The organism is Thiomonas intermedia (genome assembly GCF_002028405.1).
Classification (GTDB): Bacteria; Pseudomonadota; Gammaproteobacteria; order Burkholderiales; family Burkholderiaceae_C; genus Thiomonas; species Thiomonas intermedia.
In genome coordinates, this window is sequence record NZ_CP020046.1 from 1939649 (window position 1) to 1952880 (window position 13232).

10 protein-coding genes and 1 pseudogene are annotated in these 13232 nt (G+C 66.5%); 6 read left to right on the plus strand and 5 right to left on the minus strand.

Going from position 1 to position 13232, the window contains the following annotated elements; translation table 11 throughout:
• Position 1: 1 nt before the first annotated feature.
• Together BVH73_RS09020 and thiL are read right to left on the minus strand one after the other, a co-directional pair.
• Positions 2 to 523 carry a phosphatidylglycerophosphatase A family protein gene (locus BVH73_RS09020; protein ID WP_079417975.1) on the minus strand — a complete coding sequence of 174 codons (522 nt, stop codon included), beginning with the start codon at positions 521 to 523 and terminating at the stop codon, positions 2 to 4.
• Entirely contained in the window at positions 520 to 1503 is a 984-nt protein-coding gene (gene thiL / locus BVH73_RS09025; protein WP_079417976.1) for a thiamine-phosphate kinase, read from the minus strand. Before thiL ends, BVH73_RS09020 begins: the two co-directional genes overlap by 4 nt.
• A gap of 129 nt (positions 1504 to 1632) precedes the next feature.
• Between thiL and BVH73_RS09030 the strand changes: the two genes are divergently transcribed.
• From BVH73_RS09030 to BVH73_RS09040, 3 genes and pseudogenes are all read left to right on the plus strand, one after another.
• Positions 1633 to 3921, plus strand: coding sequence for an NADP-dependent malic enzyme (locus tag BVH73_RS09030; protein WP_079417977.1), 2289 nt, complete (start codon positions 1633 to 1635; stop codon positions 3919 to 3921).
• Positions 3922 to 4146: 225 nt separating this feature from the next.
• A complete protein-coding gene (locus BVH73_RS09035; RefSeq protein WP_079417979.1) occupies positions 4147 to 4584 on the plus strand; it encodes a guanyl-specific ribonuclease in 438 nt (145 codons plus the stop codon).
• Between the two features lie 16 nt (positions 4585 to 4600).
• Positions 4601 to 4993: pseudogene (locus BVH73_RS09040) on the plus strand (barstar family protein); the annotation flags it as partial.
• 263 nt (positions 4994 to 5256) lie between these two features.
• On the opposite strand, the gene rsmA reads toward BVH73_RS09040, so the two are convergent.
• From rsmA to BVH73_RS09055, 3 genes are read right to left on the minus strand one after another with little or no spacing between them, the layout of a single operon-like run.
• Positions 5257 to 6063: a 16S rRNA (adenine(1518)-N(6)/adenine(1519)-N(6))-dimethyltransferase RsmA gene (gene rsmA / locus BVH73_RS09045; protein WP_079417981.1), complete on the minus strand. Its 807-nt coding sequence runs from the start codon at positions 6061 to 6063 to the stop codon at positions 5257 to 5259.
• A 36-nt stretch (positions 6064 to 6099) separates the two neighbouring features.
• The gene (locus tag BVH73_RS09050) at positions 6100 to 7515 is read right to left on the minus strand and encodes a peptidylprolyl isomerase (protein WP_079417982.1); all 1416 of its coding nucleotides are present in this window, start codon (positions 7513 to 7515) and stop codon (positions 6100 to 6102) included.
• Positions 7508 to 9766, minus strand: a complete 2259-nt coding sequence (locus BVH73_RS09055) for an LPS-assembly protein LptD (protein ID WP_245800306.1) — start codon at positions 9764 to 9766, stop codon at positions 7508 to 7510. Before BVH73_RS09055 ends, BVH73_RS09050 begins: the two co-directional genes overlap by 8 nt.
• Before the next feature lie 196 nt (positions 9767 to 9962).
• Here BVH73_RS09055 and BVH73_RS09060 point away from each other — a divergent pair, with 196 nt between their 5' ends.
• From BVH73_RS09060 to BVH73_RS09070, 3 genes are all read left to right on the plus strand, one after another.
• Positions 9963 to 10991, plus strand: coding sequence for an aminoglycoside phosphotransferase family protein (locus BVH73_RS09060; RefSeq protein ID WP_079417985.1), 1029 nt, complete (start codon positions 9963 to 9965; stop codon positions 10989 to 10991).
• A 1-nt stretch (position 10992) separates the two neighbouring features.
• Positions 10993 to 11733: an N-acetylmuramate alpha-1-phosphate uridylyltransferase MurU gene (gene murU, locus BVH73_RS09065; protein WP_281250809.1), complete on the plus strand. Its 741-nt coding sequence runs from the start codon at positions 10993 to 10995 to the stop codon at positions 11731 to 11733.
• Positions 11734 to 11809: 76 nt separating this feature from the next.
• On the plus strand, positions 11810 to 13213 hold the full coding sequence (locus tag BVH73_RS09070; RefSeq protein ID WP_079417986.1) for an aminopeptidase P N-terminal domain-containing protein: 1404 nt from the start codon (positions 11810 to 11812) through the stop codon (positions 13211 to 13213).
• Positions 13214 to 13232 lie beyond the last annotated feature (19 nt).

Genomic DNA, 13232 nt, shown 5'->3' on the forward strand with positions numbered 1-13232 from the left:
TTCAGATCCAGGCGTAAAGGCGGATGCCCAAAGCCATCACCAGCAGCGTGAACGCGGCAGCGATCAGGTCGTCGAGCATGATGCCGAAGCCACCTTTCACATGCCGATCCGCCCAGCCGACCGCCAGCCACTTGCCGGCATCGAAGGCGCGAAACAGCAGAAAGGCCGCGAGCTGCTCGGCCCAGCCCGCCGGGGTGACGAGCAGCAGAATGAGCCAGAAGGCAATGATTTCGTCCCACACCACCGGCGAGGCGTCTTCGAGGCCGAGGGCCCGTGAGGTGTGGCCGCAGGCCCAGACGCCGATCAGTGTGCCCACGCCGATGACCACCGCCCAGTCCAGCGGTCCCAGCCATAGGGCGAGCAGGTCGTAGCTGGCCCAGGCGAACAGGGTGCCCGCCGTGCCGGGCGCAATCGGGGAGAGGCCGCTGCCAAAACCCAGCGCCAGGACATGCAGGGGGTTGCGCCACATGAAGCGCCAGGAGGCGCCTTGGGCTGCGGCTGGGATGGGGGTGGATGCGGTCATGGAGGCGAGGAAGAAGGGCGGAAATGATCGAATCCCGCGTAGGCATTGTCCAACACCCGTCCCTGGGCGTCGATGAGCCGCAGCCCCGGCTCGACATCGATGTGGCCGATGCGGGTGATCGGCGTGGCGGCTCGCGCCGCGGCAGCCTCGACCGCGCGGCACGCGGTCGCCGGTGCGGTGAACAGGAGCTCGTAATCGTCGCCGCCTGCGAGTTGGCACAGACGCCGCCGTGAGGGCGTCAGCGCACGCAGGGCTTCGCTGGCCGGGAGGGCATCGGCCTCGACCGTGGCGCCCACGGCGCTGGCGCGCAGGATGTGGCCGAGGTCGGCCAGCAGGCCGTCGGACACGTCGAGCGCGGCATGGGCCAGGCCGCGCAGCGCCAGTCCGAGCGCGATGCGGGGTTCGGGGCGGTCCATGCGCCTCAGGGTCGCGGTCTGGTCATGCGCATCCAGCGCCCATTCGCCAAGGCGATGACCGAGCGCCAGGCGGGCGTCGCCCACGGTTCCCGACACCCAGAGATCGTCGCCTGGCCTGGCGCCACTGCGCAGCAGAGCCAGGCCCTGGGGTACGGTGCCCAGCACGGTGACGCAGAGGTTGCGCGGGCCGCGGGTGGTGTCGCCTCCGATCAGCTCGATGTCGTGGCGGTCGGCCAGGTCTAGAAGGCCGCGCGAAAACCCTGCCAGCCACCGGGCATCGGCCTCGGGCAAAGCCATGGCCAGGGTGAAGGCCAGCGGCTTGGCGCCGATGGCGGCCAGATCGGACAGGTTGACGGCAAGGGTCTTGTGCCCCAGCGCTTCGGGGTCGGCGTCGGCGAAGAAGTGTCGCCCCTCGACCAGCATGTCGCTGGAAATGGCCAATCGTTCATTCGGGGCCGGTGCGGCCAGCAAGGCGCAATCGTCGCCCACACCGAGCACGGCGCGGCGCGGAGGACGGGTGAAGTAGCGGGCGATGAGATCGAATTCGCCGAGGGGCGCGGTCATGGTGGGTCAAGCTGGATGGGGCGTGCCATGTTCGCATATCGGCGCGCCGACAGGCTCCTACAATGACGTTTTCCCGCGCGGCGACAAGATGCGAAACGTTCACGACGGCCGCGTGAGGAGGAGACAGTCATGTCCAGCTCAGAAGACACCAAGGCCAAGCTCCGCCAGGCCGCGCTCGAGTATCACGAGTTTCCACGCCCCGGCAAACTGGCCGTCGTCGCCACCAAGCAGTTGTCCAACCAGCGCGACCTTGCGCTGGCGTATTCGCCCGGCGTGGCGTCGGCCTGCGAGGAAATCCACGCCCACCCCGACGATGCGTTCCGCTACACCGGGCGCGGCAACCTCGTGGCGGTCATCACCAACGGCACGGCGGTGCTGGGTCTGGGCGATATCGGTCCGCTGGCGGCCAAGCCCGTGATGGAAGGCAAGGCGGTGCTGTTCAAGAAGTTCGCGGGCATCGATGTATTCGACATCGAAGTGAACGAAAAAGACCCGGCGAAGCTGGTTGAAATCATCGCCGCGCTGGAGCCCACGTTCGGCGGGATCAATCTCGAAGACATCAAGGCCCCGGAGTGTTTCGAGGTTGAGCGCAAGCTGCGCACCCGCATGGGCATCCCGGTGTTCCACGACGACCAGCATGGCACCGCCATCATCGTCGGCGCGGCCATTCTCAATGGCCTGAAGGTGGTGGGCAAAGATATCGCCCAGGTCAAGCTGGTGTGCTCCGGTGCGGGCGCGGCGGCACTGGCCTGCCTGAGCCTGCTGGTCGATCTGGGTATGCCGCGCGAAAACATCTGGGTCAGCGATCTGGCCGGCGTGGTGTACGCGGGCCGGACCGAACTGATGGACGACGACAAATGTCGCTTCGCCCAGGAAACCACGGCCCGCACCCTGGCCGAGATCATTGAGGGTGCCGACGTGTTTCTCGGGTTGTCGGCCGGTGGCGTGCTCAAACCGGAGTACGCCCAGCGCATGGCGGACAAGCCCATCATCCTGGCGCTGGCCAATCCCAATCCGGAAATCCTGCCGGAAACCGCCCGTGCGGTGCGTCCCGACGCCATCATTGCCACGGGCCGATCGGACTATCCCAACCAGGTCAACAACGTCCTGTGCTTCCCCTACATTTTCCGTGGCGCGCTCGACAGCGGCGCCACCACCATCACGGCGGAAATGGAGGTGGCTGCGGTGCATGCCATTGCCGAACTGGCGCAGGCCGAACAGAGCGACGTGGTGGCAGCCACCTATGTCGGTGAACCGCTGCGTTTCGGTCCCGACTATCTCATTCCCAAGCCCTTCGACCCGCGGCTGATGATCAAGATTGCGCCGGCGGTCGCCGAGGCGGCGGCGAAGAGCGGCGTGGCGCGTCGGCCCATCGCCGACATGGACGCCTACCGCGACAGCCTGCAGCAGTTCGTCTACCAGTCGGGTGCGTTGATGCGTCCGATGTTCAGCGTGGCCAAGAAGGCCGCAAAGAAGCGCATCGTCTACGCCGAGGGCGAGGACGAACGGGTGCTGCGAGCGGTGCGTGTGGTGGTCGACGAGCATCTGGCGCGGCCCATCCTGGTCGGTCGTCCCGCGGTCATCGCCAAGCGCATCGAGCGCTTCGGGCTCAGGCTGGAGCAAGGGCGCGACTTCGATGTGGTCAACACCGACAACGACGAACGCTATCGCGATTTCTGGCAGAGCTACCACCAGCTCGCGGGACGAAAAGGTGTCACGCCCGCGATGGCCAAGATCGAAATGCGCCGCCGCCTCACCCTCATCAGCGCCATGATGCTGCACAAGGGCGAGGCCGATGGCATGCTCTGCGGCACCTGGGGGCAGACGCACATCCACCTGCACTACATCGATCAGGTGATCGGCCGTCGCTCCAGCGCCAATGTCTATGCGGCGATGAATGTGCTGGTGCTGCCCGGGCGCCAGGTGGCCCTGGTCGATACGCACGTCAACATCGACCCCACCGCCGCCGAAGTCGCCGAGATCACCAGCATGGCGGCTCAGGAGCTGCGCCGCTTTGGCATCGTTCCCAAGGCGGCGCTGCTCTCGCATTCCAACTTCGGTTCGTCCACGGCACCCAGTGCGGTGAAGATGCGCGAAGCACTCGCGCTGTTGCACCAGCGCGAGCCCGGTCTGGAGGTTGATGGGGAAATGCAGGGAGATACCGCCGTCGACCCCGTCCTTCGCGCCAGCCTGCTGGCCGAGTCGACCCTGAGCGGCGAGGCCAATCTGCTGGTATTTCCGGATCTGGACGCCGCCAATATTGCCTACAACCTGCTCAAAGCCACCGCAGGGAACAACATCGCCATCGGCCCCATTCTGCTGGGGGCGGCCAAGCCAGTGCACATCCTGACCGCTTCCAGCACGGTGCGTCGCATCGTCAACATGACCGCGCTGACGGTCGCCGAAGCCAACCTCTGAGAGTGGGGCTTGCCCGCCCGAGTCGGCGGGCAAGCCGGGCGCGCGGCAAAACCTGCCTAAAAATTGGGCGAATCCTTGTGTTTTCGTGGCGCTTTCGCTACGATTGCTGCCTTATTGAATAAGCCAGCAGCAAGCCTTCAGCGCGCCAGTCGCACGGTAATTGCTTGCATTTTTAACGCATTTGCGTCCATTTGCCTCTAATCGCGCGGAAATACGCGCTGCAGCATGAATCGCCGGTGCATTCGCTCAACGCTGCGCTCCCTGGTCCTGACCGGACTCCTGCTCGTCGCTTGCTCGTTCGCGGCGCCGGGCGGGGTGGGGGCATGGCCCAGTGCGCAGGCCCGCGAAACGCCGCACCAGGCGGCGGCCTCGGCCATCCCGGTCATCGCAGTGGCCGATCTGCCTGTGCAGGCGCGCGATCTCTTGAAGCGGATTGAACAAGGCGGCCCGTTCGAGGGATACAAGGACGGGGTCATTTTTGGAAACTATGAGCGGCTTTTGCCCTCAAATCGTCGTGGTTTTTATCGCGAATACACCGTTCCGACTCCAGGCGCCCACAACCGGGGGGCGCGCCGCATCGTTTGCGGTGGGGCCAAGCACCATCCGGAAGTTTGTTACTACACCCATGATCACTATGCCAGTTTCCGACGCATCGCTCCATGATGCCGATCCCGCCGTGCTGCTCAAGTCGGTACGGCCGAATATCGTGCAGTCGATCCGGGCTTACCGTGTCGCGCAGTTGCAGGATGCAGCCGAGACGACCGGCCAGCATTTCCTTTATGCCAACCTCTCCGAAGCGACGACCAAGCAGGAAGTGTTGGAGACGATTGCGCGCTCCTTTCTGTTTCCGAAGCATTTCGGCAAAAACCTCGACGCACTGCACGATTGCCTGACCGACGTGGTGCATGGCGGTGGGCCGCAACCGGGGTTTGTCGTCGTGCTGGAGCAGCTCCCGGCGACCCAGCGCTTCGACAAGGAGGCGCGCGAAACCCTGCTCGACGTATTCCGCGACGCCGCTGATTTCTGGGCGGAGCGTGGCATTGCCTTCAGGGTCTTCTATTCTTTTCTGTGACCCGCTCTCCTGGCCGGGAGGAGATGCGGGGCGAAGCGGTACCGGAGCCCAGAGTCAAGACCGTGAAGGTCTGCACGCCATGGGAAGGGGCGTGGGCGCAATTGGTGGTGTGAATTGGTGGCCTGACTCCCTGGCCTGACTCGGTGGTCTGATAGAGACGATCGTTCCAGGCCTGTCGCGTCGTTGTGCCAGGTCTTCCTGAAGACGCCCAAAACGGCGCAAGACCCAACGCGGCGCAAGACCCAGCGGCCCTGCGCCGTTTTTCATGGCCTTTGCGGAAGCGTCTGGGCCAAAGCCACATACTCAGCCGTGCCGACTTCCTCGGCGCGGCGCTGCAGGTCGAAATGGCCGCCGTATCCCTGGGAGTCGAGCCAGGGCCCCAGGCTGTGCCGCAGCAGCTTGCGGCGCTGGGAAAAGGCGGCGGTCACCAGGGCGGACAGCCTGCCACGATCGACCTCATCCAGCGCCGACGCCGGGCGCGGCGTCATGCGAACCACGGCGGAATCGACCTTAGGTGGCGGATCGAAGGATTCCGGCGGCACGTCGAGCAGATTGACCATGTCGTAGCGCCACTGCAGCATGACCGACAGACGCCCGAAATCGCGCCCGCCGGGTGAGGCCACCATGCGATCGATCACTTCCTTTTGCAGCATGAAGTGCTGATCGCGCACCCGTTCGGCCACGTCCATCAGATGAAACAGCAGCGGCGTGGAGATGTTGTAGGGCAGATTGCCGACCAGGCGCAGCTCGCTACCCAGGCTGGCAAAGTCGAAGGCGAGCGCGTCGGCCTCGATCAGCTCCACGCGGTCGGGCGCTTGCTGGCGCCAGCGCGCAGCAAGGTCGCGGTCGATCTCCACGGCGGCCAGGCGGGGAAGGCGCTCCAGCAGCGCCCAGGTCAAGGCGCCCAGACCCGGCCCGATCTCCACCAGCCGATCGGCGGGCTGCGGGTCGATGCAGCCGACGATGCCGTGGATGATCTGCGGGTCGATCAGAAAATGCTGGCCGAATCGCTTGCGTGCGACATGGGTGGTCTGGGCCGCACCGCGCGGCCGGGCTGAAGGCCGTTTCATATCGACCCGCCTGGGATGCCGGGCCGGACCACGTCTTCAGTCATTCTCGGGAATGTGCACATAGGTGCGGGCCCGGACGTCGCGCACCAGTTCGTCGAAGTCCTGGGTGGCCTTCTGGCGTTGCAGAATTTCGCGCGCCAGCGCACGCTTTTGCGACTGCGCGAGCGGGCGCACCGCGCGGTCGACCAATTGCAGCAGCACGACCTTGTTGCCCATGACGATGGGCTCGGAGACGTCGCCAGGGTTGAGGTGTTGCAGGGCTGCGTCGAGCACCGGGTCGAGCTGGCCGGCCAGCACCCACCCCAGATCGCCGCCCTTCGATGCGGTGGCCGGATCCTGCGACAGCTCTCTGGCCTTCTCGCTGAACTGCACCTTGCCCGCCTGCACGGCCTGCGCGATATTGCCCAGCTCGGCCTTGGCTCGCAGACGCTGCGCGTCGGTGGGCGCGCTCAGCACGATCTCGCGCACTTCGCTCTGCATCGCCGTGGCGGGTGCGGCGCCTTCGCCGCTGGCCTGGAGCAGCTTGAGGATGTGAAACCCCGCGGCACTGCGGATGACGGGGCTGATCTGCCCAGGCTGCAGAGAGCGTACGGTGTCGACGAACAGGGCGGGCAGACGGTCTGCCGGGCGCATGCCCAGATTGCCGCCCTGCTTGGCGCCCTCGCCCTGCGAATCCTGCGTGGCGAGCTTGGCGAAATCGGCCCCGTCTTTGAGCTGGGTTTCGATGGCCTCCATTTTCTGCTTGACCGCGGCCACCTGCTCGGCGCTCGCATCCTGCGCCACGGGCAGGAAGATCTGCGCGATCTCATAGGCGGCCTGCGGGTTGGCCGACGCGGCATCCTGTTTGGATAGGAATTCGTCGATCTGGCTCTCGGAAATCGTGGGCAGCTGTGCCATGGAGCGCTCGCGCACCCGGCTGATGAGAATTTCGCGTTTGAGCTGATCGCGATAGGTGGTCCAGCCCATGCCCTCCTTCTCGATGGCGCTGCGCAATTCAGGCACGGTCATCTTGTTGTTGCTCGCGACCTGGGCCAGGGCCCGATCGATCGTGTCGGCGTTCACGCCCATGCCCGTCTGCTCGGCGTACTGCGCCAGCGCGATCTCGTCGATCATCTGATTGAGCACCTGGCTGCGGAACTGGGCTTGCGGCGGCAGCGTGGCACCCGCCGCCTGGGCCTGCTGCCGCGTGGCGTCGACCCGCAGTTGAAGGTCGTAGTCGGTGATGACCTGATTGCCGACGATGGCGGCAATGCCGTCGTGGGTGCGTGCGCTGCCGAAAGTGGCGGAGGGCGTGGTCGGCACGGCGATCGGCGGTACGGTGACGGTGCTCGTTATGGGAGCCGGGGCCGCCAAACCGTCCCCAGCTCCCCCGCCGGGAGGCAAACGCAAACCCTGCGCCTGCGCACAGACGGACAGGGAGGCCAGCATCATGACCAGAAGGGTCTTATTCATAGTTCGAGAAGCGGCTTGGGGGGCCGTTGGATTGCTTGAGGATCTGGTAGCCGGGGATATTCTGCTTGAGCGCCGACAGCGGATTGTTGCCCAGTCTGGAAAAACCGACGAGTTCGAGCTGGAAAAGGATGCGGGTATAGGCCGAGGCCTGGGTAAGCGAATTGCGTTGCAGCACGATGCGGCCGATCCAGCAGCCGCCGTCGTACTCGAAACCCAGCAGGCCGTCGTTCAGGCGCTTGTCGAGAATGCTGTAGTTCGCCTGTCCGACCGAATACCAACGTGGGCTGAGCTGCCACTGCCAGGCCGTGTTGATGTAGCGCAGCGGAATCTGGCCCGACGCGGCGCTTTGATACAGATAGCTCGTGCTGACCGTTTTGTAAGGCGCGGCAGACCAGCGCGCGCCTGCAGCGATTTGCTGGCTTTGGCGCAGACGCATGTTGTATTGCAGCGCGGCATTGGCGCTCCAGTGCTTGGTGAGGTTGGCGCTGGCCAGCGCGAAGGTGTCGTTCAGTCCAGCGGGAATCGGTCCGCCGCTGAGCGTGACGCGCTGTGGGGTGAAGAGCACGCGTTGCGCCAGTGTGAGCCGTCCGAGTTCGACGCCGGTCTGCGGATCGAGCAGGCGCGAGGTGACGCCGCCGGTCAGGTTGTTGGCGTCGGCGATGCGGTCGTTGCCCGAGAAGACGTTGTCGGTGTAGATGGTCGACAGGTTCAGGTCGAGGTCGGCGCTGTCGAAGTTCGGCAGGTTCTGCTGGTTGCGATAAGGCGTGTAGACGTAATAAAGCCGCGGCTCCAGCGTCTGCGTGAGCGCGCGGCCGAACAGCGAAGTGGGACGCTCGAACACCAGGCCGCTGTCGAGGCTGAAGGTCGGCACGGCGCGGTCGGCGGTGGTGGCGCCGCCCGTCATCGGGGTGTCGGTGACGTAACGGCTGACGTTGAAAGACAGCTTGGGCGTCACGAACCCGCCGGGACGCACCAGCGGATAGCTGAGCTGCGGATTGAGATAGAACCGGTCGCCCGAAATCGCCGTGGGGTTGGTGAAGCGCGTCAGCGCCGAGTCGAACTGCCAGATCAGGCCGCTGTAATTCGCGCTTTGAAGATGGGTGTAGAGCTGCGGCTGCTGGTTGTACGGCACGCCGATGGGCGCATCGGCGTTTTGCAGGGTCTGCCAGCGGTTCACACTGAGCTGCATATAGCCCAGCGGCAGGCTGTAGGTGAGGCTGCCTTGCTGAGGCAAGGTGCGGTTGGAGCCGATGACCGGGTTGACGCCGCCGAAGTCCTGCCACCAGTTGTCGTCGGACACCTGCTGGTAGTTCAAGGCATAGCTCAGCCCGTGACCCAGCCCGCCGTTCTGCTGCACATACCCAGCCCAGCGGCTGCTGCCGTCGTCGCTGCTGTCGGAGGGCAGCAGGTCGAACTGGCTGCTGCCCGAATAGGACGGTTGCAGCCAGCGCGTCGCGACGCTGCCCATGAAGCCGCGACGCAGAATGACCCGGGGCGTGAGGGTGGCGTCGTAATTGGGCGCAATGTTCCAGTAGTACGGCACCGCGAGGTCGATGCCGTTGCGGCTGTCCACGCCGAGCGTGGGCGGCAGCCAGCCGGACTTGCGCGCATCGCTCAGCGGAAAGCTGGCGTAGGGCAGCGGCAGGATGGTGGCGCCCTTGAACACCACCCGCGCATCGCGCGCCACGCCGGTGTTGTCCGCGAGGTCGAGGTCGAGATGGGTGGCCTTGACGAACCAGTCCACCGGGCTGGCGGTGCAGGTGGTGTAGGTGGCGTTGTCGGCCTGGAGGTGATCGCGTCCGAGAAAGTCGATGTTGTCGGCGTGACCGTGCCCCTGGGTGACGCGGAAGTAGTAGTCGGCGTCGGGCATCTGGCCGCGGTAGGTGTCGAGCTGCATGCGCATCGCCGGTCCGGTGAACAGATTGCCGTCGCGCAGCACCCGCACGTCGCCGTTGGCCACGGCTTCGTTCTCGACAAAGTAATAGCGCAGGCGGTCGGACTTGATCACCACGCTGTGCTTGCGCAATTGCACGCCGCCCGTGGCATGCACGTAGACATTGTTCTGGCCCGTGATCTTGTCGGCGATGACGAACACCGGTTCGAACGCCTGCGCCTCGGCCGGGAGATGTGGCAGCAGGTCCAGGCTGGGTGTGAGCTGCAACGGCGCGGAGGTGACGGAGGTGGCGTCCTGCGCGTGCGCTGTGGCGTTCCATCCCAGTGCGAGCGCCAGCGCCAACACGAGCGGGTTCAAGCGAGGCGGAGGGCGAAACGGCAAGGGCAAAGGCACGGGACTCTCAAGAAAACGCAGGGCCGCCCCAACACAGGACACCAAGGGGCTCCATTCGGATGGCGGGCGCATCGCAGCGCTTCGTGCTGCGTGTGCTGCGGTGCCTAAAATGCCTGCGGATTATAGGGAGCCCTTCCTTCCCTTCCCGCTCGCCCACTCCATGTCCGCCCACGATCCCAACGACCGCGCCCAGGCTCTGCAACATTGGCTGCAGGGCGTCGCCCCGGCGCACCATCTGCAGCCCGAAACGCTGCAGCCCGCATCGAGCGACGCCAGCTTCCGCCGTTACTTCCGCGTCCAGGCCGACCAGGGTTCTCTGATCGTCATGGATGCGCCGCCGCCGATGGAAAACGTGCGGCCCTTCGTGCGCATCGCCAGTCTGCTCGCCGCCGGCGGGGTGCAGGTGCCCCAGGTGCTGGAACAGGACGTGGCGCAGGGTTTTCTCTTGCTCACCGACCTGGGCCAGACCACGTATCTGCAGGCGCTCACCGCCCGGCCCGATCGCGCCGACGGCCTGATGCGCGACGCGCTGGGCGCGCTGGTCACGCTCCAGGGCATCGACGGCGCCGGTGTGGTGCCGGCCTATGACGCGGCGCTGCTGCGGCGTGAGCTCGATCTTTTTCCGGAATGGTTCGTGCTGAAACACCACGGCCATGCCCTCACCGACGCGCAAAGCGCCGCGCTCCAGGGCCTCTTCGCGGCGCTGATCGCCAACAACCTGGCGCAGCCGCAGGTGCTGGTCCACCGCGACTGGCATAGCCGCAATCTGATGGTGACGCCCCAGCGCAATCCCGGCGTGCTCGACTTTCAGGATGCGGTGATCGGCCCCATCACCTACGACCTGGTCTCGCTGCTGCGCGACGCCTACATCGCCTGGCCCGAAGAGCAGCAGCTCGACTGGGCTATCCGTTACTGGGAGCGAGCCCGCAAGGCCGGGCTGCCGGTGGCGGCCGACGCCGCCGACTTCTATCGCGACCTCGACTGGATGGGGCTGCAGCGCGCGCTCAAGGTGCTGGGCATCTTCGCCCGGCTGCACCACCGCGACGGCAAGGCGCAGTACCTGGGCGATCTGCCCTTGGTGCTTCAGCACACCCGGCTGGTGGCGGCGCGTTACGGCGCCTTCAAGCCGCTGCTGCAACTGCTCGACCAGATCGAGCAGCGCAGTCCGCTGGTCGGCTACACCTTCTAGGATGAAACGCTCCGGCGAGTCGAACCCGGACGTGCGCGACCAAACCATGCGGGCCATGATTCTTGCAGCCGGTCGAGGTGAGCGCATGCGCCCCCTCACCGACGCTTGCCCCAAGCCCCTTCTGCCCGTGGGCGGCAAACCGCTGATCGTTTGGCAGATCGAACGGCTGGCCGCGGGCGGCTGGCGCGACATCGTCATCAACACCGGCTGGCTGGGCGAGCAGATTCCCGCCGCGCTGGGCGATGGCGCGCGCTGGGGCGTGCGTCTGCGCTACTCCATGGAGCCGGCGCAGGCCTATGAGACGGGCGGCGGCATTGCCACCGCCCAGCCCCTTCTGGAGCAGGCCCCTTTTCTGGTGGTCAGCGGCGACATCTACACCACCTTCGACTACGCCCGGCTGCAAGCGGTGGCGCGGGCCATCGCTGCCGATCCGCAGCACACCGCGGCGCATCTCGTGCTCACGCCCAACCCCGAGCACAACTTGGGCGGCGACATGGCTCTGGACGCCCAGGGCCGCATCCGGCGCGAGGGCGATCGGCTGAACTACGGCAATATCGGCGTGTTCCATCCCGCCCTGTTCGCGGGGCAGCCCCGGGCGCGGGCGTGGAAGCTCTTTCCCTGGCTTTATGGCGCGGTCGAGGCCGGGCGGGTGAGCGGGGAAGTGTTCAGCGGCCTCTGGCACAACGTCGGCACCCCCGAGCAACTGGCCGCGCTGGATGCGCAATCGCGCGCGGTGGATTAGGGCCAGTTAGCGCGGGTGCACAAACCGCGTGAACAGGCCCTAGACTTTCGCCCACACATCCTTCCTGCACCTTCCCATGCCCGATTCCAATCTGCTTGTCCGCTGCGCCACGCGCCGCGCTGAAGTCGTGCGCCAACTCGCTGCCGCAGGCGGCGGTGTGGCCCTGCTGCCCACCGCGCCGGAGGCCATGCGCAACCGCGACGCCGACTATCCCTATCGTCACGACAGCTATTTCTACTACCTCACCGGCTTTGCCGAGCCCCACAGCCTGCTGGCGCTGCAGGTGGGGGCCGACGGCAGCAGCCGCAGCGTGCTGTTCTGCCGCGACAAGGACGTGGAACGCGAGATCTGGGACGGCTTCCGCTGGGGGCCCGAGGCCGCGCGCGAGGCCTTCGGCTTCGACGCAGCCCTGTCCATCAACAGCCTCGATGCCGAACTGCCCAGGCTGCTGGCCGACCAGCCCGCCGTGTGGTGGCCCTTTGCCCTGCAGGCGGGGCTGGAGACCCAGGTGGAGCGCTGGCTGGCGGCCGTGCGCGCCCAGGTTCGCGCCGGGGTCACCGCGCCGCGCACCCAGCACGATCTGTGCGCCATCCTCGATGAGATGCGGCTGTTCAAAGACGCGTACGAGCTCGACGTGATCCGCCGCGCCTCGGCCATTTCCGCGCAGGGCCACATTCGCGCCATGCAGGCCAGCAGCCGCGGTCTGCGGCAGCCGCCCCAGCAGGGGCTGCGCGAATATCACCTCGAAGCCGAGCTGCTCCACACCTTTCGCCAGGGCGGATCGCAAGCCCCGGCTTATGGCTCCATCGTGGCCGCTGGCGCCAATGCCTGCGTGCTGCACTATCGCGCCAGCGACGCCCCCGTGCGTGCGGGCGACCTGGTGCTGATCGACGCCGCCTGCGAGCTCGACGGCTACGCCAGCGACATCACCCGCACCTTCCCGGCCGACGGCCGCTTCACCGGCCCGCAACGCGCGCTCTACGACGTGGTGCTGGCTGCGCAAGCGGCGGCGCTCGAGGCCAGCGTCGAAGGCGCGCGCTTCACCGATCCGCACGACGCGGCCCTGCGCATTCTGGCGCAGGGCCTGCTCGATCACGGCCTGATCCCGCGCGACGCCGCGCCCGATGCAGACGCCGTCATCGCCACCGGCGCCTACAAGCGCTTTTACATGCACCGCACCAGCCACTGGATGGGCATGGACGTTCACGATTGCGGCGACTACGCCGAGCCCGGCGCCGCGCTCGACATCCAGCCCGACGGCAGCCGCAAGCGCCCCGCGCGCATCCTGCGCGAGGCCATGGTGCTCACCATCGAGCCCGGGCTGTATGTGCGCGCGGCCGACGACCTGCCCGCGGCGTTCCACGGCATCGGCATCCGCATCGAAGACGACATCGCCGTGCGCGGCGGTGGCCAGCCTTGCGAGGTGCTCACCGCCGCGGCCCCCAAGACCGTCGCCGACATCGAAGCGGTGATGCGCTGAGGCGACGCGCGAAGGACTT

Coding starts and splice junctions, on each gene's coding strand:
- BVH73_RS09020 (WP_079417975.1), bottom strand. CDS start 523: ATGACCGCATCCACCCCCATCCCAGCCGCAGCCCAAGGCGCCTCCTGG.
- BVH73_RS09050 (WP_079417982.1), bottom strand. CDS start 7,515: ATGAATAAGACCCTTCTGGTCATGATGCTGGCCTCCCTGTCCGTCTGT.
- BVH73_RS09035 (WP_079417979.1), top strand. CDS start 4,147: ATGAATCGCCGGTGCATTCGCTCAACGCTGCGCTCCCTGGTCCTGACC.
- murU (WP_281250809.1), top strand. CDS start 10,993: ATGAAACGCTCCGGCGAGTCGAACCCGGACGTGCGCGACCAAACCATG.
- rsmA (WP_079417981.1), bottom strand. CDS start 6,063: ATGAAACGGCCTTCAGCCCGGCCGCGCGGTGCGGCCCAGACCACCCAT.
- BVH73_RS09060 (WP_079417985.1), top strand. CDS start 9,963: ATGTCCGCCCACGATCCCAACGACCGCGCCCAGGCTCTGCAACATTGG.
- BVH73_RS09070 (WP_079417986.1), top strand. CDS start 11,810: ATGCCCGATTCCAATCTGCTTGTCCGCTGCGCCACGCGCCGCGCTGAA.
- thiL (WP_079417976.1), bottom strand. CDS start 1,503: ATGACCGCGCCCCTCGGCGAATTCGATCTCATCGCCCGCTACTTCACC.
- BVH73_RS09030 (WP_079417977.1), top strand. CDS start 1,633: ATGTCCAGCTCAGAAGACACCAAGGCCAAGCTCCGCCAGGCCGCGCTC.